The sequence below is a fragment of the Actinokineospora sp. HUAS TT18 genome (genome assembly GCF_051364635.1).
In the GTDB taxonomy this organism is placed as follows: Bacteria; Actinomycetota; Actinomycetes; order Mycobacteriales; family Pseudonocardiaceae; genus Actinokineospora.
Window position 1 is genome coordinate 5,701,930 of record NZ_CP195645.1, and the last position, 19,585, is coordinate 5,721,514.

Consider the following 19,585-nt stretch of genomic DNA (forward strand, 5'->3'; position numbering starts at 1 on the left):
TCCTCGCCTTCAAACGGAGAACGGCAGGCCCTCCGAAGTGGGCCTGCCGTCCTCGATCATGGGTGGAGCTGATGGATCAGTACCGGCCCGCGCTGCCCATCGAGTAGCCGAAGCGCGTGACGGTCAGGGAGTAGGTCGCCGTACCCGACTTGCCGTCGGCCGAGGTGGCCTTGATCGTGATCGGGTAGGTGCCCGGGGTGGTCTGGAAGTTGGTGAACACCCAGATCAGCGAGGAACCGCCCTGGCTGATCGTGGCCGGGTTGAAGTACAGCTGCGCACCCGGCGGCACCCCCGTCGCGGTGAGGGTCAGGCTGCCCGTGCCGCCGGTCGCGGAGGCGTTGAACTGGGCGATCTGGCCCTGCTGCGCGGTGCCGGACGACGGCGACAGGGTCACCTTGACGTCACCGGGCGGCGGCGGGTCGGTGCCCTCCACCTTGAGCGACAGCGCCGCCGTGGCGGTCTTGCCACCGGAGTTGGTGCCGGTGACCGTCACGTTGTACGTGCCGGACGGGGTGGTCGACGCTGTCTTGATCGACAGCTTCGCCGGGGAGCCGGTCTGCACCGAGGACGGCTGGAACGTCGCCTGGGCATCGGTCGGCAGACCGGACGCGGACAGGGTGATGTTCTCCGAACCGCCGCTGCCCGCGGTGGTGGTGACGCCCGCGGAAACCGACGCGTTCTTGGCCACGGTCAGGCTGCTCGGGTTGACCGCGACCTTGAAGTCGGCCGGGACGGTGTCGCCGGTGACGGTCAGGCTCAGCGTCGCGGTCGCGGTCTTGCCACCGGCGTTGGTGCCGGTGATCGTCACCGAGTACGTGCCCGCAGGGGTGCTGGTCGCGGTCTCGACGATGACCTTGGCGCCGTCACCGGTCTGGATGGTGTCCGGCGAGAACGACACGGTCGCCCCGCTCGGCGCGCCGGAGGCGGTCAGCGTGATCTGCTCCGCGCCGCCGGTGCCCGCCACGGTGGACAGCGCGGTTGCCGCGCCCTCGCCCGCCTTGACGGTGATGCTGGTCGGGTCGATCGTGACCTTGAAGTCCGCCGGGTTCGGCGTGCCGCCGTCGGTGACGGTCAGGCTGTACTTCGTGGTCGCGGTCTTGCCGCCCGCGTTGGTGCCGGTGATCGTGACGTCGTAGGTGCCGTTCGGGGCGCTCGCCGCGGCGTCGAAGGTGACCTTGGCGGTGCCGCCCGCGGCGACGTCGGTCGGCTGGAAGACCGCCTGGACGCCGGAGGGCAGGCCGCTCGCGGTCAGCTTCAGGTTCTCCGCGCCGCCGCTGCCCGCGACCGTGGTGACGGTGGCGGAGGTGTAGGCACCGGCCTTGACCGAGCCGCTGGCCGGGCTGGCCGACAGGCTGAAGTCAGTGGGGACCGGCGTGGTGCCGACCTCCGACTTGACCCAGTCACCCATGTCGTTGTTGAGCCTGCCCCAGACCCCGTACCACTTGAAGTCCGAGCGGCTCCACGACGCGACGCCGTAGATCTTGTTGTTGACGATCAGCGGGCCGCCGCTGTCGCCGGGCAGGATCGTCGGGTTGCCGTTGGGGTCGCCCGCGCAGATCATCGTGGCCGACTTGAAGCCCGCGCCGACACCCTGGCAGACCTGGTCGCCGTTCACGATCGGCATGTTCGCCTTGGTGAGGGTGACGTCCTGGGTGGTGTCGTTGAAGTCCTTCTTGCCGTAGCCGAAGCTCAGGCCGGTCTTGCCGATCAGCACGTCACTGGAGTCGGCCGAGGTCGCGTAGGTCGGGAACGACGCGCCGCCGAGCAGGGTGATCGACTTCTCCAGGGTGACGACCGCGACGTCGTAGCCCTGGTCGAAGTTGACGTACTTGGGGTGCTTCTTGTAGCTGACGACCTTGGAGGCTTGGAAGCCCGTGCCGTTGCCGCCGTCGTACTGCTTGAGGTCGTCGAGCCCGTAGACGAAGGACTTCTCGCCCGCCGCGTCGGCGCAGTGGGCGGCGATCAGGACCTTCGTGGGCGCGACCAGGGTGCCGGTGCAGGTCTGGCCTTGGGGACGGGAACCGCCCGCACGCAGGCCGCCGATGATGCCAGGGAACTCGCTGACCTTGGCCGGGGTGCCGCCGTAGTGCTGCGCGCTCGCGTCCCCCAGGTCGGTCGGAACTGTTGAGCCCTCGAAATTCGCGGATGGCAGGTTCGCCGCGGCGCCCGACTCGGCCGCGGTGGCGATGTTGGTGCCCAGCGGCACCAGCACCGCGGCCGCGGCCAGTGCGGCCACGCCCCAGGACCGTGCTGTTCGTTTCACGATGGTTCCTTTCCGGATCTGGCGAACGCTCGTCTCAGGGCAGGGATGACGGCGGTTCGCTGCTCGTCACTTTCGAGTGACGCCAGGTGAGGAACAATCAGGGTCGGTATCCGTAGGGGTACTGGACTTTATGATCCAGGGCGCGGATATCGACGGTTATCTATGATGGCCGGGTGGTCGCACTCGATGACGACACCGCGGCGGCGGTCGCGGGGCGGTTCGCCTGCCTCGCCGATCCGACGCGGGTGAAGGTACTGCACGCGGTGGCCTCCGCGCCCGAACCGGTCCCGGTCGGCGCGCTCGCCGCCGCGGTGGGGGTCACCCAGCCGACGTGCTCACACCACGTGCGCAAGCTGGTCGACGCCGGTTTCGCGGTGGTGCGCAGGGAAGGCGCGCAGACGCTGGTGTCGGTCGACGAGTCCAGCCGCGTCGTCGCCCCGCACGTCGCCGCGGCCGTGCTCGGCGCGCTGGTCCCGCCGCGGCGGCGGGCGGCCCAGGTGCCCGGGGTGGTGGTTCGCGCGATGCGTGAGGGCGACTGGCCCGCCGTACGGGCCATCTACGGCGAGGGCATCGCCACCGGGGTGGCGACGTTCGAGACCAGGGTGCCCAGCCGCGAGTCGCTGGACCGCAAATGGCTGCGCGGACACCGCTGGATTGCCGTGGTCGACGGCGAGCCCGCGGGCTGGGCCACGCTCACGGCGTCATCGAGCCGGGCCTGCTACGCCGGGGTCGTGGAGAACTCCTTGTACGTGGCCGAGTCGGCGCGCGGGCGGGGCGTCGGCAAGGCGCTGATCCGCCGCCAGGTGGCCGCCGCCGACACGGGCGGACTGTGGACGGTGCAGGCGGCGATCTTCCCGGAGAACAAGGGAAGCATCGCGCTGCACCGCTCCGCGGGCTTCCGCGTGGTCGGTGTCCGCGAGCGCATCGCCAAGCTGGACGGCGTCTGGCGCGACACTGTGCTGATGGAACGGCGTACGGGATGATGGACACCACGCCGGAGATCAGCGCGCGGATGAGCAGGCAGCGCTCCCGCGACACCGACACCGAACTGGCGCTGCGCCGGGCACTGCACGCGCTCGGGCTGCGCTACCGGGTGCACCGCCGCCCGCTGCCGGGTGTGCGCCGCGAGGTCGACGTGGTCTTCACCCGCGCGCGGGTCGCGGTGTTCATCGACGGCTGCTTCTGGCACGGCTGCCCCGAGCACGCCACCTGGCCCCGCGCCAACGCCGACTTCTGGCGGCTGAAGATCGAGACCAACCGCGGCCGCGACCGCGACACCGACGCCGTGTTCGCCGCCGCGGGGTGGCTCGTCGTGCGGGTCTGGGAACACGAGGACCCGATCACCGCCGCCGCCCGCGTGTCGGCCGCGGTGGCCGCGCGGGCCGGCTAATCTGACCGCGTGGCGCCTACCGTGATCGACCTGTTCGCGGGCTGCGGCGGCATGACTTCCGGCTTCACGGCCGCGGGCTTCGCGCCGATCCTGGCCGTCGAGCACAACCTGCGGGCCGCGGCGACCTACGCGTCGAACTTCGGCGAGGACCACACCCTGTGCGCCGATATCGCCACGGTGTCCGACATCCCGCGCGCCGACGTCGTCATCGGCGGGCCGCCGTGCCAGGGCTTCTCCAACCTCGGCTCCCGCGACGTCGACGACCCGCGCAACCAGCTGTGGAAGGAATACCTGCGGATCGTCGCGGCCGCCCGTCCCTCGGTATTCGTGGTGGAGAACGTCGACCGGTTCCTGGCCTCGTCCGAGTTCGCGCTGCTGACCGCCGAGGCGACCCGGCTGGGGTACGCGCTGAGCAGCGGGACCCTGCTGGCGGCCGACTTCGGGGTGCCGCAGCGGCGCAAGAGGGCGTTCGTCATCGGGTCCCGGATCGGGCCGATCCCGCTTCCGGTCGGGGCCTCGCCGTGGGCTGGCGTCGGGACGGTTCTCGCCGACCTGCCCGCGCGGCCTGCGACGACAGCGCTGCCCGCGTCGTCGGTCACGGTGTTCGGGGTCGACGTGCCCGGCCGGTTCAAGAGCCTCGACCTGCACCTCGGCCGCAACCCGACGGCGCTGTCGCTGGAGCGGTACCGGCACATCCCGCCCGGGGGAGGCCGGTTCGACCTGCCCGACCACCTGCTGCCGCGGTGCTGGCGGGAGAAGAAGACGGGGACGACGGACGTGATGGGGCGGATGCGCTGGGACCAGCCGTCGCTGACCATCCGCACGGAGTTCTTCAAGCCGGAGAAGGGGCAGTACCTGCATCCGACGTGGCACCGGCCGATCACCCACCTGGAGGCGGCTCGGCTGCAGACGTTCCCCGACTCGTTCGAGTGGTGCGGCACGAAGGCCGAGATCGCGCGGCAGATCGGCAACGCCGTCCCGCCGACGCTCGCGGCGGCTTTGGCCAGGCAGGTTCTTGGGTTCTTGTAGGCGCAAACGTTTGCGCTGAGATATGCGTCGCGTTGCACTGCAACTAGTTGCATATCTATCGTGGGTCGCGTGGCACTGGAACACGCGATCCTGGTCTCGCTGACCGAGCGGGCCGGGTCCGGCTATGAGCTGACCCGGCGGTTCGACAAGTCCATCGGGTTCTTCTGGGGTGCCACCCACCAGCAGATCTACCGCGTCCTCAAGCGTATGGACGAGGCGGGCTGGGTCGCCGTCGAGCACGTGCCGCAGGACGGCAAGCCCGACAAGAAGGTCTACACGGTCACCCAGGCGGGTGCCGACGAGATCGCCCGCTGGCTGGCCGAGCCGACCGCGCCGCCGGAGTTGCGCGACGAACTCGCGGTCAAGCTGCGGGCGGCCGCGTTCAGCGATCCCGACGTGATGATCGCCGAGGTCGAGCGGCGGCGCGCCCACCACGCCGAGCGACTCGCCCTCTACGAGGCCATGTCGGAGCGCGATTTCCCCGACCCGAACGCGCTGACCGGGTCGGCCCTGCACCAGTTCCTTGTCCTGCGCGGCGGCGTCAGTGCCGAGCGGGGCTTCGTCGCGTGGTGCGACGAGGCGGCCGCGGCCCTGCGGCGAGAGAAAGGCGAGTCATGAGCTACCCCACCCTGCTGTCCCCGCTGGACCTCGGCTTCACCACCCTGCGCAACCGGGTCGTGATGGGCTCCATGCACACCGGCCTCGAGGACCGCGCCGCCGACATCCCCAAGCTCGCCGCCTACTTCGCCGAGCGGGCCCGCGGCGGCGTCGGCCTGATCATCACCGGCGGCTACGCGCCGAACCGGACCGGCTGGCTCAAGCCGTTCGCCTCCAAGCTCACCACCGAGGCCGAGGCCCGCAAGCACCGCGAGATCACCGACGCCGTGCACGCCGAGGGCGGCAAGATCGCGCTGCAGATCCTGCACGCAGGCCGCTACGCCTACCACCCGTTCAGCGCGTCCGCGTCGGCCATCAAGGCGCCGATCAACCCGTTCCGGCCGCGCGCGCTGTCCGACCACGGCGTCCGCGCGCAGATCCGCGACTTCGTCCGCTGCGCGGTGCTCGCCAAGTCCGCGGGCTACGACGGCGTCGAGATCATGGGGTCGGAGGGGTACTTCATCAACCAGTTCCTCGCCCCGCGCACCAACAAGCGCACCGACCGGTGGGGCGGCTCGCCGGAGAACCGGCGCAGGCTCGCGGTGGAGATCGTGCGCCAGACGCGCGCGGCGGTGGGCACCGACTTCATCATCGTGTACCGGCTGTCGATGGCCGAGTTCGTCGAGGACGGCCAGACCTGGGACGAGATCGTCACCCTGGGCAAGGAGATCGAGGCGGCGGGCGCCACGATCATCAACACCGGCATCGGCTGGCATGAGGCCCGGGTGCCCACGATCGTCACGTCGGTCCCGCGCGCGGCGTTCACGTCGGTGACCGCGCGGTTCCGGCCGCACGTGTCGATTCCGGTGGTGACGTCGAACCGGATCAACATGCCGCAGGTCGCCGAGGAGGTCCTGAACCGCGGCGACGCCGACCTGGTGTCGATGGCGCGGCCGATGCTGGCCGACCCGGACTGGGTGGTGAAGGCGCAGGAGGGGCGCGCCGACGAGATCAACACGTGCATCGCGTGCAACCAGGCATGCCTGGACCACGTGTTCCAGAACCGCAAGGCGTCGTGCATGGTCAACCCGCGCGCGGCGCGCGAGACCGAACTGGTGCTGCTGCCGACGCGGCGGACCAAGCGCGTCGCGGTGGTCGGGGCAGGCCCGGCGGGCCTGTCGGCGGCGGTGACGCTGGCGCAGCGCGGGCACGAGGTGTCGCTGTTCGAGGAGCGCTCGGAGATCGGCGGGCAGTTCGACATCGCCCGCAAGATCCCGGGCAAGGAGGAGTTCGACGAGACGATCCGGTACTACGCCCGCCAGTTGGCGGTCACCGGCGTCACTGTCCACTTGGGAAAGCGGGCGGCCGTCGACGACCTTTCCGGCTTCGACGAGGTCGTGCTCGCCACGGGCGTCGCGCCGCGCGTGCCGTCGATCCCGGGCATCGACCACGCGAAGGTGCTGTCCTATGTGGACGTCGTGCGGCACGGCAAGCCGGTGGGCGAGAAGGTCGCGATCATCGGCGCGGGCGGCATCGGCGTCGACGTCAGCGAGTTCCTCACCCACGCCGAGTCTCCCGCCCTCGACCTGACCGCCTGGCGTGCCGAGTGGGGCGTGGACGCGGAGAACACCCTGACCAAGCCGAAGCCGGAGGCGTCGCCGCGGCAGGTGTTCCTGTTGCAGCGCAAGGAAGGCCGCATCGGCGCGGGCCTGGGCAAGACGACAGGCTGGGTCCACCGGGCGGCCCTGAAGTCCAAGCGCGTCGAACAGATCCCGGGCGTCAACTACGAACGCATCGACGACGCGGGCCTGCACATCTCGTTCGGCAAGGACCGCGCCCGACCCAGGGTGCTGGACGTGGACAACGTGGTGATCTGCGCGGGCCAGGAACCTGTCCGCGACCTGGCCGACACCCTCCGCGCCACCGGCGTCCCGGTCCACCTGATCGGCGGCGCCGACGTGGCGGCGGAACTGGACGCGAAGCGCGCGATCGACCAGGGCACAAGGCTCGCCATGACTCTCTGAGTCGCCGGCTATCCGACGGGCGCGCGTTTCACCCCGTGAAAACGTGCGCCCGATCGGGTGTCCTCGGCGTTTCCGCTGGTGAAACGCCCCTTGGTCCGACGTGAGGTGCGCCACCGAAGCCTGTGGACCCGCTCACCGCTGGACTTTCACCGCTCGCGGACGGCACCCCGAAACCGTCGAATCAACGCTTTCCCCGGCTCCAAAATGGCGAACGGCCGCGCGGTAAATCGTCCACCGCGCCCGATTCCCATCAGCAAGGAGTACAGAACGCGTGTCCACGCATTCATTCCCCGTCGACTGGTTCCGCCTGGCTATCGGTGAGGGGTGGGGCCCGACGCTGCGGGCCACGTTCCTGATCACCGTGCCCACGGCGGTCGTGCTGCTCATCGCCGGGTTCTTCCCAGCTGTGTGCACAACGATCGTCCTGATCCTGGCCCACGCCCAGCGCCGCAACCTGCCCGCGTGACTTCCAGGCCGCCCGGTTCGCGTGGGTGCGAACCGGGCGGCCGCGACTTATGCCCACAATTGGCGCAACAAGTCGCAACAATGCGGCAGAGGCGTTTCATCCCCCATTTCGGGCCGCCGTTTGCGGGATCATCGCCCCATGTCAGGCCAGAACTCCACCGAATGGCACTTGGGCACCCTTCTCCGAGAAGCCAGACTGGCCCGCCACCTCACCCAAACCGCCGCAGCCGAACGCGCGGGCATCTCCCGCACCCTGTGGCAACAGTTGGAGACCGGCTCCCGCCCCGACGGCCGCCCAGTCAACCCCAAGCGCGACACCCTGCGAGCCGTAGCCGCCGCCGTCGACCTCACCGAACGCGAAACCCTGGAGGCGGCGGGCCACGACCCGTCCGACCACGACATCTCCCGCCCCGGCCGCCCCCTCGCCTCCCTCGCCGAAGCCCGTGACCTCCTCTCCCGCCTGAACGACCGCCAACGCCAGGCGGTAGTCGACATGATCCGCGCCTTCCACGACCCGGACCCCGATCTCACAGCGGAGCCCTTCCGCCAAGACGCAACCCTCACCCCGCCAGACCAGCCCGAGTAGCCGCCACCGCGCCCGTCACCCGGCCCCGACCAACCCGACCTCGGCGATAGACCAGCGACACCAGCCCCGCCGCCACCCGCCAACAATTCGTCGCGGGATCCCACCGTCACGCCACCCCGCATCCCAGCCGCGCCCGCCCCACGCCCAACCCAGCTGCGCCGCGCTGGCCAGCTGTGCCGTGCCCGATCGCGCGGTGCCGGGGATGCCTGCCTGACTATGCCGCGCGGTGCCCGACCATGCGGGGCCTCGCTCGGCCGTCCGGTGCCCGACCGCGCCTGAACCCCGTGCCCGCCCGGGGATGCCGGGTCCAGCTCGGCTCCTGATCCGGCCGCGGCGCGATCTCGCCGCCGAAGAGCGAAGTCCCAACGCGCCGTTCACCGCGGCGATTAGCCCGTTCGTCCGCGACCCTCGATCGTGGAACCTTGCGTCCCCCGAAACACCAGCAGCCTCACCCCCGTTCCCGTCGCGCGTCCCAAAGTGCGTCGTCGAGCATTCCTCGTTCCATGGTCGGGTCGAGTTCCCCCAACGGGTAGCACCGTCCCCGCCGGGTGATCGCACGGCCGCCCCCGTCGATCTCCACCATCCGGAACACCACCACCGCCTGGGTCAGCACCCGCCCGTCCCGCAGCACCCCCTCCTTCCGCAAGAACTCACGCAACGCCTCCTCCACCGACCAACCCTTCCATCCGCCCCTTCCAGTGCAGCACAACAAATCCACCGGCGCACCACCCCGCCCCCAGCCTGTGGACAACTATCCTCAGCACCGACGCGAGGGGGCTGCGGTGATCCGAAGACACGCATACCTGCTGCCCGCCTGCGCCCTCGCCCTCGTCTGCTTCCTCTACTCCGCCCCCTTCGCGCACCGCACACCCGCCGACGTCCTGCTCCACTGCCTCGGCGCGGCCGCCATCGCGATCGGGGTCGTCATCGCACGCCGTGCGCCCGCCATCGGCAGGCTGGTCGTGTTGACCGGCGCCGCGTTCTACCTCGGCGATCTCCGCGTCAGCCCCGACCAAACCGTCTTCGCCATCGGCTTCTGCCTCGCCTACCTGTGGACGGCGATGATCACCCACGTCGTCCTGTCCCTGCCCTCAGGCCGACTCGACGGCACCCCTGTCCGCCTGCTGCAAGCCATCTCCTACGCGGCAGCGATCGGCACGCAAGTAGGCCGCTACCTCGCCGACGACCCGCGGCCGCCCTGGTGGTGGAACCATGACCCGGGCCGTCAGACCGCGTGGGCGCTCGCGGGCAGCCTGATCTACATCGCCGTCTCCGTCGCCGTCCTGGTCGTCCTGATCTGGCGGTGGGCCCGCTCGACCACGTTGCGCCGCAGGCAGATCGCGGCGATCTGGGCGTGTTCGATCGTGGCGGGCGTGGCCGCGATCAGCGCCGCCCTCGCCAGCGTCCTCGGCGCGGGCATCGAGGTGCGCACCCGCATCCTGCTGGCCGCCGCCGCGTTGATCGTGCTGGTCATCCCCATCGGGCTGGGGCTGCGGAAGCTGCACATGGCGTTCGCGCAGGGCCGCGCCGCGCGGGCCGTGCTCGACGCGGGCGGCGAAAGCGTGCCGCCGGAACGCCTGCGCAAGGCGATCGCCGACGCGGTGGGCGATCCGAGTCTGTCCCTGCACTACCCGAAGGACGACGGCACCTGGGTCGACAGCCGCGGCCGCGCCACCACCGAGCCGACCGCCCGACCTGGTCGTGCCGTTACCCGAGTCGAGCGCGGTGACCGGCTGGTCGCCGTGGTCGAGCACGACGAGGCTCTCACCGAGCAGCGGCTCGTCGCGGCGGCCGCGCTGGACGTGGCGTCGCTGGCCATCGACAACGCCAGTCTGCACACCCGCCTGCGCCAAGTGCCCGACGCGGCCTTCGTTGAGCGCCACCGCATCCAGCGCGACCTCCACGACGGCGCCCAGCAGCCCCTCTACGCCGCCATGCTCCTGCTGGACCTCGCCCGCACCGGCACCGCCCCCGTCGGCCAGACCCTGGAACGCGCCGCCAGGCTGCTGCGCGAGGCGATCACCGCCATGCGCGACCTGACCAGCGGCATCTACCCGGAGACCCTCCGCGCGGACGGTCTTGCCGCCGCGTTCGACCAGATAGCCGAACTCTCGCCGATCCCGGTCACTGTCGACGTTCCGCGAGATCGCTGGCCGCCCCGAATCGAACTAGCCCTCTACTTCCTCGTCAGGGAGGCCATAGCTAACGCTTATCGCCACGCCGGCGCTTCACACGTGGGGATCGTGGTCCGGACGCGCAACCAGCGCCTCGTCTTGGACGTCGTGGATGACGGACTGGGTGGGGCGGGTGATCCGGCCGCGCTGCGTGCCCGGGCCGCTTCCGTCGGCGGTGAGCTGACGGTTGTGAGTGGGCCAGGGGACGGAACGCGGATCCGGGTGGAGCTTCCGGTGGAGGGGTGAATGAGGGTCGGGATCGTGGAGGATCAGCCGCTCCTACAAGACGTGCTGGCCGAAGGCTTGCGCAGCCGCGGCGTCACCGTGGCGTTCCAGGCACGCGCGATGGCCGAGGTCGCGCCCATGGTCGACGTCGACCCGCCCGACGCCCTGCTGCTCGACGTCCGGCTCCCACCCGACTACACCGACGAGGGCCTCCGGATCGCCGAGGCCACAAGGGAACGGCACCCGCGCGTCGGCCTGCTCGTGCTGTCGGCCCACGGTGAACTGGACCTCGCCGAACGCCTGCTGACGCTGCGGGACCCGGCCACCGCGGTCGGCTATCTGCTCAAGGAGCGGGTGGGCAACCTCGATGAGCTCGTCGCCGCGCTGCGCCGGGTCGCGGCGGGGGAGGTGGTGGTCGACCCACACCTGATCAGCGGCCTGATGGCCCGCCGCCGCGCCGCCGACCCGCTCGCCGCCCTCAGCCCGCACGAGCGGCGGATCCTGGCGCTGGTCGCCGAGGGCCGGTCCAATCTGGGGATCGCCGAGCAGATGACGTGCCAGGTCGGGACGGTGGAGAAACACCTGTCCACGATCACGTCGAAACTCGGCCTGACCGCGATCGACCCGCCCCAGCGGCGCGGGGTTAACGTGCGCGTCCTCGCCGCGCTGGCGTTCCTGCGCCAGCAACCGCGCTAGCCGACCAGCATCGAGACCCAGAGCTTCCCCAACCACGCCGCGTATTGGTCGTCGGTCCAGCCGAGCCGGTGGACGAGGTTGTGCCAGAGCGTGCCGTCGGTGGTCGACCACAGCGTATCCCGACACTCCACTTCGGACACAGCGAGCTGACCGGTCGCGGCGGCGGCCCTGGCGTGCGCGGCCATCGACTCCAGCCGCTGCCGGTCGATCTCCTCGAACAGTTCGGCCGCCGTGGGGTCACTCGCCGCCGCACCGCGCACGGCGAGCCGCAGCGCGGCGGTCCTGCGCATGATCGCGGTGTTGACCAGCGCGAACTCGACCAGGCGGGCGGCCAGGTCGGGTTCGTCGAACAGCGCGCGCAGCTCGGGCCGGTCGAGCACCGGCATGTCCTGGTCGTCGCCGCCCACCGCGACGTCCCACGCCCGGTGCAGCAGCGTCGGCTTGTTCTTGAACGCCGAATAGACGGTTTCGACGGCGACCCCGGCCGCGGCGGCGACGTCGCTGATCGTTGTCTGCCCGTACCCGCGCTCCACGAACAGCTCGGCCGCGGTCCGCAGCACCCGCAGCCGGTTCTCCCTGGCCTGCTCCTGCCGCCGCGTCGAGTCGTACCGCCTCTTGACACCGTCGCTCATTCGGCACATCCTAGCTGTATTCAAAACAGCATGACTGTATCGGAGTCATTCATGGCATCCGAACTGGACGAGTTCCTCGCCGAGATGGTGCCCACGCAGACCGCGGCCGAACTCGCTATGCACGAGGGAAACGTCGAGCCCCGACTGAAGATCTGGTCCCAGAACGACCCGGTGACCCTGTTCGGCGCGCTCGTCCCGCTGCGGACCGGCTGGCCGGAGGTGAGTCAGACCTTCCGCTGGGTCGCGTCCCAATTCGCCGATCCGTCCGACTACCGCTTCGAGGTCGTGGCCGCGGGGGTTGGCGGTGACCTCGCCTACACGATCGGCTTCGAGCACAACACAGTGCACTTCCGGGGCGAGGCCGCCACCTACACCCTGCGTGTGACCCACATCTACCGCCGCGAGGACGGCCAGTGGCGGATCGTCCACCGGCACGGCGACCGCGTCCCGGATGATCACGAACGCGCGACGCCGTAGTTCCCGGGGGGATGGGCGAAGTGGCTTGGAAATCATAGGATCCGCCCGTGCCGCCCAGAGCCTGCTCGATCGCCAACGCCCTGCGGGTCGTCGGCGAACGCTGGAGCCTGCTCGCCCTCCGCGAGATCTTCTTCGGCGTCCGCCGCTTCGATCAGATCGCCGCCAACACCGGCGCCAGCCGCGACATCCTCGCCACCCGCCTGCGCGGCCTGGTCGAGGCGGGCCTGCTGGAGAAGCAGCAGTACAACGACCACCCGCCGCGCCACGAGTACGTCCTCACCGACGCGGGCCGCGCGCTGCACACAGTCCTGCTGACCCTCATGTCCTGGGCCGACAACCACATCACCGAAGGCGACCCACCCACCGTCTGGCGCCATTCCTGCGGCCAAGTCCTGACCCCACGAACCGTGTGCACCTCCTGCGGCGACGAGGTCCACACCACCGACATGACCCTCATCCGCGCCGACGGGCTGCCCGGAGTGTCCACTTAGGTCCCGCAGTCGAGAAGAACCGCCCAGGGCGCGACGCTGCTACGTTCCCAGCATGGCCGACGTGCGAGAGGTCCTGCCCGCTGTCACCGCGCGGTTCGCCGACCTCGTGGCGCGCGCGGCACCCGGGGCGCCCGCGACCGCGCACTGGACCGCCGCGGACACCGCGGCGCACGTCATGGCCATAGCCACCCTGTACACGGCGATCCTGGCGCCGGGCGGGGCTGCGGCGGACTCCGTCGCGGGCGTCACCGTGGACACGGTCGCCGACCTCAACGACGTCACCCTGCGGCACTACACCGAACGCGACCCCGCCACCCTCGCCGCGGCGCTTCGATCGGCGGTGGACACCATCCTCGCCGTGACCGAGGGCACCGACCACGAGCGGCCGATACCGTGGCTGGGCGATTCCCGCGTGCCAGTGGCGGGCGTTCTCGCCCATCTGGTCAACGAGATGCTCGTCCACGGCTGGGACATCGCCCGCGCCATCCGGGCCCCTTGGCGAATACCGCCACACGAGGCCGCGACGTTCTTCGACCGGTTCCTCATCGGCATGATCCGCAACGACGTGGGCGGCCTCCTCGACGGCTCATCACCGAACGACCGCCGCGTCGCGGTCGCCTTCCGCTCCCGCCACACCACGCCCGCGACACTCGTCCTGCACCACGGCCGCGTCCACCTCGCGGACCCAAGCGACCCAGCCGACGTGCGCCTGACCTTCGACCCGGCGACCCTGAACCTCGTCTTGTTCGGCCGCGTGAGCCGAGCCCGAGCCGCGCTGACCGGCAAGCTGATCGTCACAGGCCCCCGCCCATGGCGCCTGCCCGCCTTCCTTCGCACCGTTCGCCTCCCGACGAACGCGGTGCCGCTCTCCGCCTGAGGACAAGATCAAGCCCTGACCGGCTTAGCGCTGGTCAGGGCTTGATTTCACCCGGCGAAAGGTGGTGCCCCCGGCAGGATTCGAACCTGCGACACACGGTTTAGGAAACCGATGCTCTATCCCCTGAGCTACGAGGGCGTGCGCCCGACACGATACCCGGTGCCCCCACCCCGCTCCTGCACCACCTAAGGGTGGTCCCGGATGCCTCCGTCGATCCGCCCCGGCAGGATGGGCCGCATACGGAGGGGAGTGTGGCGGTGGCTGACCGGAGGCTGGAGATCGACCGGGTCTCCAAGCGGTATGGGGACGTCGTGGCTTTGCGGGAGATGACGTTCGACGTGCGGGCGGGGGAGTTGTTCGGGTTCGTCGGGAGCAACGGCGCGGGGAAGACGACCACCATGCGGATCGCGCTGGGGGTGCTCGCGGCGGATGCCGGGGAAGTTCGGTGGGACGGGGCGCCGATCACGCTGCAGACGCGGCGGCACATCGGGTACATGCCGGAGGAGCGGGGGCTCTATCCGAAGATGAAGGTCGGTGAGCAGCTCACCTACCTGGCCCGCCTCCATGGGCTGACGACGGCCGCGGCCGAGCGGGCGATGAAGGAGTGGACCGAGCGGCTGGGGGTGGCGTCGAGGGTGGGGGATGAGGTGCAGAAGCTGAGCCTGGGCAACCAGCAGCGCGTGCAGTTGGCCGCGGCGCTCGTGCACAACCCTTCCATCCTGGTGCTCGACGAGCCGTTCTCCGGGCTGGACCCGGTGGCGGTGGACGTGATGAGCAAAGTCTTGAAGGACAAGGCGGCCGAGGGCGTGCCCGTTGTCTTCTCCAGCCACCAGCTCGACCTGGTCGAGCGGCTGTGCGACCGGGTCGGGATTGTCCGCAGTGGACACATGGTGGCCTGTGACGGCGTCGATGCCTTGCGGGACACCGGGGCCGTGCAGCTAGTCGTGGACGTCCCGCAGGCGCGCAACGGGTGGGCCGACGGGCTGGCCGGGGTCACGGTCAAGGAGCGGGAGGGGACCAAGACCGTCCTCGAACTCGCTGACGGGGCCGACGACCAGGCCGTGCTCCGGGCCGCGCTGGCGACTGGACCGGTGGTCGAGTTCAGCAGGCGGCGGCCTTCGTTGACCGAGTTGTTCCGCAGTGTCGTCGCCGAGGGGGTGGCCGCGTGAGCCAGGACATCCATCTGGGCAACTGGGCGGCGGTCGGGCTGGTCGCCGAGCGGGAGGTCCGCACACGGCTGCGGTCCAAGGCGTTCATCGTCACGACGGTGGCGACGCTCGTCCTGCTTGTCGGGTTCGCGCTGGTCATGAAGATGGCGGGGGGCGGTGCGGACGCCACGGTCGGGTTCACCGGAGGCGCCACCCAGCTCGAGACGCCGCTCAAAGCGACCGCGGAGAGCATCGGGCAGAACATCGACACCAAGTCCGTCCCGGACGAGGCCGCCGCGCGCAAGCAGGTGGAAGACGAGCAGCTTGACGCACTCCTTGTCGGGGACGGGTCGAAGATCGTCGTGGTCGTCAAGAAGGACATCGACGAGAAGCTGCGCAACCTGGTCAACGTGCTCGCCGGGCAGCTCGCGCTCAACCAGCAGATCACCGACCTCGGCGGCGACCCCGCGCAGGTCGCCCAGGCCGTCGCGGGGGCCAAGGCCGAGGTGCGGCCGATGGAACCGCCGTTCGACTACAACGGCCAGCAGCTCGTCATCGGCATGATCGCCGGTGTCCTCATCTACATGTCGCTGCTGATCAACGGGCAGTCCGTGGCGCAGGGCGTCGTGGAGGAGAAGTCGAGCCGGGTCGTTGAGCTGCTGCTCGCGACGATCCGGCCGTGGCAGCTGATGGCGGGCAAGGTCGCGGGCATCGGCGTGGTGGGGCTGATCCAGATGATCGTCATAGGCGGCGTCGGGATCGCCGCCGCCCTGGCGATGGACGTGCTGACGATCTCCATCAGCGCCGCCGTCGGCACCGTCGTGTGGCTCGTGGTGTGGTTCCTGCTGGGCTTCGTCGCCTACTCGCTGGTGTTCGCCGCGCTCGCCGCGCTGGTGTCGCGGCAGGAGGACGTGGCCGGGGTGATCACGCCGCCGCTGATGTTCGTCATCCTCGGCTACGTGCTGGGCATCTCGGTGCTGCCGTCGGACCCCGGCAGCGGGCTCATCGAGATCTTGTCGATGATCCCGCTGTTCGCCCCGACGCTGATGCCGATGCGGCTGGCCATGGGCGGCGTGCCCGCGTGGCAGGCGGCGCTGTCGGTCGCGCTCGTCGTGGCGCTGATCCCGGCGCTGGTGTGGCTGTCCGGCCGGATCTACCGCAACGCGGTCATGCGCAGCGGCGGGAAGGTGAAGCTCACCGAGGCGCTGCGGTCGTGACGACAGGGGGTGCGCGCGTCACCCGGTAGAGTCACCCGATGCCGAGTCGGGGAGGCATTGTGATCAAGGTTCTGGTCGCGGACGACGAGGATCTCGTCCGCGCGGGTCTGCGGGCCATCCTGGCCAGCGCGGGCGACATCGAGGTCGTCGCCGAGTGCGACGACGGCGGCTATGTCGTCGACCTCGTCCGCCTGCACCGCCCGCACGTCGTGCTCCTCGACGTCCGCATGCACCAGACCACCGGCATCGAGGCACTGCGCCGGGTGACGCAGCTGCCCGACCCGCCCGCGGTCGCGATGCTCACCACGTTCGACGTCGACGAGTACGTGCGCGAGGCACTGCGGATCGGCGCGAACGGCTTCCTGCTCAAGGACACCGAGCCGACGCAGCTGGTGGCCGCCGTGCGCGACCTCGCGCGCGGCGGCGCCGTGCTCGACCCGAACGTCGCCGCCAGGGTCATCGCCGCGCTCGCCGACGGCCAGCGCGCCGCCGAGCCCGCGCGCAAGCTGCTCGCTGCGCTGTCGGCGCGTGAGATCGAGGTCGTCACGCTCATCGGCAAGGGCCTGTCGAACGCCGAGATCGGCCAGACGCTGCACCTGTCGGAGGCGACGGTGAAGGGCTACGTGTCGGCCGTGCTGGGCAAGATCGGCGCGAGCAACCGCGTTCAGGCCGCGCTCGTCGCCTACCGCGGTGGCCTCATCGGCTAGGGCGCGTGCACTTCCACGCGGTTGCGGCCGTGGCGCTTCGCCCGATACAGCGCGACATCGGCGTTGGCGAACAGCTTCTCCAGTGTGTCCCCGCCCGACGCGACGCCGACGCTGACGGTCGGGCGGCGCGTGTTGCCCAGCACCGCTGACCAGTCGTGCCGGTCGACCGAGATGCGGATGCGCTCGGCCACGGCGACGCCGACCGGCGAGGTCATGCCGGTCGAGTGGTCCAGTGGTGCCTCGGTCAGCAGGACCACGAACTCGTCGCCCGCCCACCGCGCCACGATGTCGCCGACGCGGCACTCGGCGCGGAGGAGCTGGGCGATCTCGCGGAGCGCGGCGTCCCCGGCGGCGTGGCCCGCGGCGTCGTTGACGCCCTTGAACCAGTCGACGTCGATCAGCACCAGCCAGGGGACGCGGCCGTTGGCGGCGGCGCGGTCGAGGGTCTCCGGGGCGGTGCGCTCCAGGCCGAGCCGGTTGGCCAGGCCGGTGAGCGGGTCGCGTTCGGCGGCCTCGCGGGCGGCCAGCGCCTGGTGCCTTGCGCGCACGGCGAGCCTGCGCTGCTCCAGGGCTTGACCAAGGCCCTCCTGGACGGTCTCCAGCGCGGTCTGGCGGGCGGCGATGTTGCGGCGCAGCGCCTCGGCCTCACCCTGCGGGTCGCCGTTGTCGCGGCAGATGTCGGCGAGGTCCTGGGAGTAGCGCTGCAGCAGGGAGATGTCGTTGATCCACTCGGCTTCCTTGACCGCGATCACCGCGTGCTGAGTGGCGTCGTCGAGCCTGCCCTGCTTGCGCCGGACCAGCGCGATGACCCAGTTCCCGACCGAGTTGACCCACCGGTTCCCGGACGCCTCGGCCAGCCGCAGCGCGGTCCTCGCGGTCTCCTCGGCGCGTTCCAGTTCGCCGATGCCCGCGAGGGAGGCGCCGTAGGCCGACAGCAGGGCCAGGTGGATGCGGCCCTCCTTGACCAGGGAAAGACCTTCCTCGAACAACGGGATCGCTGACTGGAAGATCGCCACCGCCTCGCTGGGCGGCTGCTCGCAGGCACGGAAGTTGAGCGTCCCCGCCAGCCCTTGCAGACAGTGGGCGAGGATCTCGACGTCGTCACCCGTGCGGGCGACGTCAACCGCGATCCGGCTGATCTCCAGCGACGCGCGGCGGTGCCCGATCCCTTCGAGCAGGTAGCCGAGCCTGCCGAGGGTGTCGGCGGCGAACGACCCGCGCGGCTGCTCGGCGTCGATGTCGCTCCAGCCCTCGGCGGCCAGCTCCAGCGCCAGCGGGATGCGCCGCAGCCGCCAGGCCGCCACCGCCCGCCGGGTCAGGATGGCCGCGCGCGTCCACGGGTCCAGACCCGGCGGGACCTTGGACAGCAGCTGGTCGAACAGCGTGTTCGCCTCGTCGTTGCGGCCCGCGTCGAGGAGCAGCCGCACCTCGCGGTCGGCGCTCAGCGCCTCGGTCGCCTCGACCCCATCCAGCCCTGAGCTGTCCAACACCGTCCCCGGATCGTCCTCAGATCGTGGCCCCCGACACACTGCCGCCGAAGGTTACAAGGCCCGGTCGAGGTGACCCGTTCGGAGTAACGGTCAGGACTTGGCGGGCCCCGGGTAGGGGAGCAGCGCCATCTCCCGCGCGTTCTTGATCGCGGCCGCCACCTGCCGCTGCTGGCGCGGGGTCAGGCCGCTGACGCGCCGGGAGCGGATCTTGCCGCGGTCGGAGATGAACTTGCGCAGCAGCGTGGTGTCCTTCCAGTCCACGGTCGTGATGCCCAGCGTCATCAGCGGGTTCGGCTTCTTCTTGCCGTTCGTTCGGCGTTCTGGCTTGGCCATGGGATCTCCTACCAACTCGACTTGCTGACGCCGGGGAGTTCGCCGCGGTGGGCCATCTCCCGGAGGCGGACCCGGGACAGGCCGAACGCGCGGAAGTACGCCCGCGGCCTGCCGTCCACGACATCGCGGTTGCGGATCCTGGTCGCGCTGCTGTCGCGCGGCAGCTTCTGCAGCGCGACCACGGCGGCGGCCTTCTCGGCGCCCGGCGTGGACGGCGCGGCGATCAGGGCCTTGAGTTCGGCGCGCCGCTCGGCGTGGCGGGCGACGACGGCCTTGCGCTGCTCGTTCTTGGCGATCTTCGACTTCTTGGCCATCAGCGCTCCTCCTTGAAGTCGACGTGCTTGCGGGCCACCGGGTCGAACTTGCGCAGCACCAGTCGGTCCGGGTCGTTGCGGCGGTTCTTGCGGGTGACGTAGGTGAACCCGGTCCCGGCGGTCGACCGCAGCTTGATGATCGGCCGGATCTCGTTGCGTGCCATCAGATCCGCTGTCCTTCCCGGCGCAGTCGGGCCACGACGGCCTCGATGCCCTGCTTGTCGATGGTCTTGATCCCCTTCGCGGAGACGCGCAGCCGCACCCACCGGCTCTCCGACGGCAGCCAGAACCGGCGGCGCTGGACGTTGGGGTCCCAGCGGCGCGAGGTGCGCCGATGGGAGTGCGACACCTGTTTGCCGAAGCTCGGCACAGCCCCGGTGACCTGGCAGATCGCGGACACTCGGCCTCCTTGAAATGAGATCCGTTTTCATTATGACGCTCGCCAGGGTA

Annotated in this window: 23 protein-coding genes and 1 tRNA gene; 15 read left to right on the forward strand and 9 right to left on the reverse strand. The window is 70.5% G+C overall.

Annotated features, from left to right (window positions below; all coding sequences use genetic code 11):
- Window positions 1–76: 76 nt before the first annotated feature.
- Window positions 77–2,263, reverse strand: a complete 2,187-nt coding sequence (locus ACSHT8_RS26360) for a trypsin-like serine protease (RefSeq protein WP_436493586.1) — start codon at window positions 2,261–2,263, stop codon at window positions 77–79.
- Window positions 2,264–2,436: 173 nt separating this feature from the next.
- Here ACSHT8_RS26360 and ACSHT8_RS26365 point away from each other — a divergent pair, with 173 nt between their 5' ends.
- The 7 genes from ACSHT8_RS26365 to ACSHT8_RS26395 all read left to right on the forward strand — a co-directional run bounded on the left by ACSHT8_RS26365 (window position 2,437) and on the right by ACSHT8_RS26395 (window position 8,354).
- On the forward strand, window positions 2,437–3,246 hold the full coding sequence (locus ACSHT8_RS26365) for a helix-turn-helix domain-containing GNAT family N-acetyltransferase (protein WP_436493587.1): 810 nt from the start codon (window positions 2,437–2,439) through the stop codon (window positions 3,244–3,246).
- A complete protein-coding gene (locus ACSHT8_RS26370) occupies window positions 3,246–3,653 on the forward strand; it encodes a very short patch repair endonuclease (protein WP_436502184.1) in 408 nt (135 codons plus the stop codon). Before ACSHT8_RS26365 ends, ACSHT8_RS26370 begins: the two co-directional genes overlap by 1 nt.
- 9 nt (window positions 3,654–3,662) lie before the next feature.
- Window positions 3,663–4,682 carry a DNA cytosine methyltransferase gene (locus ACSHT8_RS26375; RefSeq protein ID WP_436493588.1) on the forward strand — a complete coding sequence of 340 codons (1,020 nt, stop codon included), beginning with the start codon at window positions 3,663–3,665 and terminating at the stop codon, window positions 4,680–4,682.
- A gap of 69 nt (window positions 4,683–4,751) precedes the next feature.
- Window positions 4,752–5,300 (forward strand): PadR family transcriptional regulator, encoded by a 549-nt coding sequence (locus ACSHT8_RS26380; RefSeq protein WP_436493589.1) that lies wholly within the window; start codon window positions 4,752–4,754, stop codon window positions 5,298–5,300.
- A complete protein-coding gene (locus ACSHT8_RS26385; RefSeq protein WP_436493590.1) occupies window positions 5,297–7,303 on the forward strand; it encodes an FAD-dependent oxidoreductase in 2,007 nt (668 codons plus the stop codon). The genes ACSHT8_RS26380 and ACSHT8_RS26385 overlap by 4 nt, the downstream gene beginning before the upstream one ends.
- A gap of 271 nt (window positions 7,304–7,574) precedes the next feature.
- Entirely contained in the window at window positions 7,575–7,769 is a 195-nt protein-coding gene (locus tag ACSHT8_RS26390) for a hypothetical protein (RefSeq protein ID WP_436493591.1), read from the forward strand.
- A 138-nt stretch (window positions 7,770–7,907) separates the two neighbouring features.
- Window positions 7,908–8,354, forward strand: a complete 447-nt coding sequence (locus ACSHT8_RS26395) for a helix-turn-helix domain-containing protein (protein WP_436493592.1) — start codon at window positions 7,908–7,910, stop codon at window positions 8,352–8,354.
- A 448-nt stretch (window positions 8,355–8,802) separates the two neighbouring features.
- Here the strand turns inward: ACSHT8_RS26395 and ACSHT8_RS26400 are convergent, their stop codons facing one another.
- Complete coding sequence (locus ACSHT8_RS26400; RefSeq protein WP_436493593.1) at window positions 8,803–9,012, reverse strand: hypothetical protein; 210 nt, start codon at window positions 9,010–9,012, stop codon at window positions 8,803–8,805.
- A gap of 124 nt (window positions 9,013–9,136) precedes the next feature.
- Here ACSHT8_RS26400 and ACSHT8_RS26405 point away from each other — a divergent pair, with 124 nt between their 5' ends.
- Together ACSHT8_RS26405 and ACSHT8_RS26410 are read left to right on the forward strand one after the other, a co-directional pair.
- Window positions 9,137–10,774 carry a sensor histidine kinase gene (locus tag ACSHT8_RS26405; protein ID WP_436493594.1) on the forward strand — a complete coding sequence of 546 codons (1,638 nt, stop codon included), beginning with the start codon at window positions 9,137–9,139 and terminating at the stop codon, window positions 10,772–10,774.
- On the forward strand, window positions 10,775–11,449 hold the full coding sequence (locus ACSHT8_RS26410; RefSeq protein ID WP_436493595.1) for a response regulator: 675 nt from the start codon (window positions 10,775–10,777) through the stop codon (window positions 11,447–11,449).
- On the opposite strand, the gene ACSHT8_RS26415 is transcribed toward ACSHT8_RS26410, so the two are convergent.
- Window positions 11,446–12,081: a TetR/AcrR family transcriptional regulator gene (locus ACSHT8_RS26415; protein WP_436493596.1), complete on the reverse strand. Its 636-nt coding sequence runs from the start codon at window positions 12,079–12,081 to the stop codon at window positions 11,446–11,448. The genes ACSHT8_RS26410 and ACSHT8_RS26415 overlap by 4 nt on opposite strands.
- 51 nt (window positions 12,082–12,132) lie before the next feature.
- On the opposite strand from ACSHT8_RS26415, the gene ACSHT8_RS26420 reads away from it, so the two are divergent.
- Genes ACSHT8_RS26420 through ACSHT8_RS26430 form a run of 3 tightly spaced genes read left to right on the forward strand, consistent with a single transcriptional unit; the run spans window position 12,133 to window position 13,926 of the window.
- Window positions 12,133–12,558, forward strand: a complete 426-nt coding sequence (locus tag ACSHT8_RS26420) for a YybH family protein (RefSeq protein ID WP_436493597.1) — start codon at window positions 12,133–12,135, stop codon at window positions 12,556–12,558.
- Window positions 12,559–12,605: 47 nt separating this feature from the next.
- Complete coding sequence (locus ACSHT8_RS26425) at window positions 12,606–13,049, forward strand: winged helix-turn-helix transcriptional regulator (protein WP_436493598.1); 444 nt, start codon at window positions 12,606–12,608, stop codon at window positions 13,047–13,049.
- Between the two features lie 52 nt (window positions 13,050–13,101).
- A complete protein-coding gene (locus ACSHT8_RS26430) occupies window positions 13,102–13,926 on the forward strand; it encodes a maleylpyruvate isomerase N-terminal domain-containing protein (protein WP_436493599.1) in 825 nt (274 codons plus the stop codon).
- Between the two features lie 62 nt (window positions 13,927–13,988).
- On the opposite strand, the gene ACSHT8_RS26435 is transcribed toward ACSHT8_RS26430, so the two are convergent.
- Window positions 13,989–14,064 (reverse strand) — tRNA-Arg (locus ACSHT8_RS26435).
- A 119-nt stretch (window positions 14,065–14,183) separates the two neighbouring features.
- Between ACSHT8_RS26435 and ACSHT8_RS26440 the strand changes: the two genes are divergently transcribed.
- Genes ACSHT8_RS26440 through ACSHT8_RS26450 form a run of 3 tightly spaced genes read left to right on the forward strand, consistent with a single transcriptional unit; the run spans window position 14,184 to window position 16,998 of the window.
- Window positions 14,184–15,095 carry an ABC transporter ATP-binding protein gene (locus tag ACSHT8_RS26440; RefSeq protein ID WP_436493600.1) on the forward strand — a complete coding sequence of 304 codons (912 nt, stop codon included), beginning with the start codon at window positions 14,184–14,186 and terminating at the stop codon, window positions 15,093–15,095.
- Complete coding sequence (locus ACSHT8_RS26445; RefSeq protein ID WP_436493601.1) at window positions 15,092–16,291, forward strand: ABC transporter permease; 1,200 nt, start codon at window positions 15,092–15,094, stop codon at window positions 16,289–16,291. The genes ACSHT8_RS26440 and ACSHT8_RS26445 overlap by 4 nt, the downstream gene beginning before the upstream one ends.
- A 59-nt stretch (window positions 16,292–16,350) precedes the next feature.
- Window positions 16,351–16,998, forward strand: coding sequence for a response regulator transcription factor (locus tag ACSHT8_RS26450; protein ID WP_436493602.1), 648 nt, complete (start codon window positions 16,351–16,353; stop codon window positions 16,996–16,998).
- Here the strand turns inward: ACSHT8_RS26450 and ACSHT8_RS26455 are convergent.
- From ACSHT8_RS26455 to rpmB, 5 genes are all read right to left on the reverse strand, one after another.
- A complete protein-coding gene (locus tag ACSHT8_RS26455) occupies window positions 16,995–18,488 on the reverse strand; it encodes a diguanylate cyclase (RefSeq protein ID WP_436493603.1) in 1,494 nt (497 codons plus the stop codon). The genes ACSHT8_RS26450 and ACSHT8_RS26455 overlap by 4 nt on opposite strands.
- Window positions 18,489–18,578: 90 nt before the next feature.
- Window positions 18,579–18,821, reverse strand: coding sequence for a 30S ribosomal protein S18 (rpsR, locus tag ACSHT8_RS26460; RefSeq protein WP_436493604.1), 243 nt, complete (start codon window positions 18,819–18,821; stop codon window positions 18,579–18,581).
- Between the two features lie 8 nt (window positions 18,822–18,829).
- Window positions 18,830–19,135, reverse strand: coding sequence for a 30S ribosomal protein S14 (gene rpsN / locus ACSHT8_RS26465; RefSeq protein ID WP_436493605.1), 306 nt, complete (start codon window positions 19,133–19,135; stop codon window positions 18,830–18,832).
- On the reverse strand, window positions 19,135–19,299 hold the full coding sequence (rpmG, locus tag ACSHT8_RS26470; protein ID WP_436493606.1) for a 50S ribosomal protein L33: 165 nt from the start codon (window positions 19,297–19,299) through the stop codon (window positions 19,135–19,137). The genes rpsN and rpmG overlap by 1 nt, the downstream gene beginning before the upstream one ends.
- Window positions 19,299–19,535, reverse strand: a complete 237-nt coding sequence (gene rpmB, locus ACSHT8_RS26475; protein ID WP_436493607.1) for a 50S ribosomal protein L28 — start codon at window positions 19,533–19,535, stop codon at window positions 19,299–19,301. The genes rpmG and rpmB overlap by 1 nt, the downstream gene beginning before the upstream one ends.
- Window positions 19,536–19,585 lie beyond the last annotated feature (50 nt).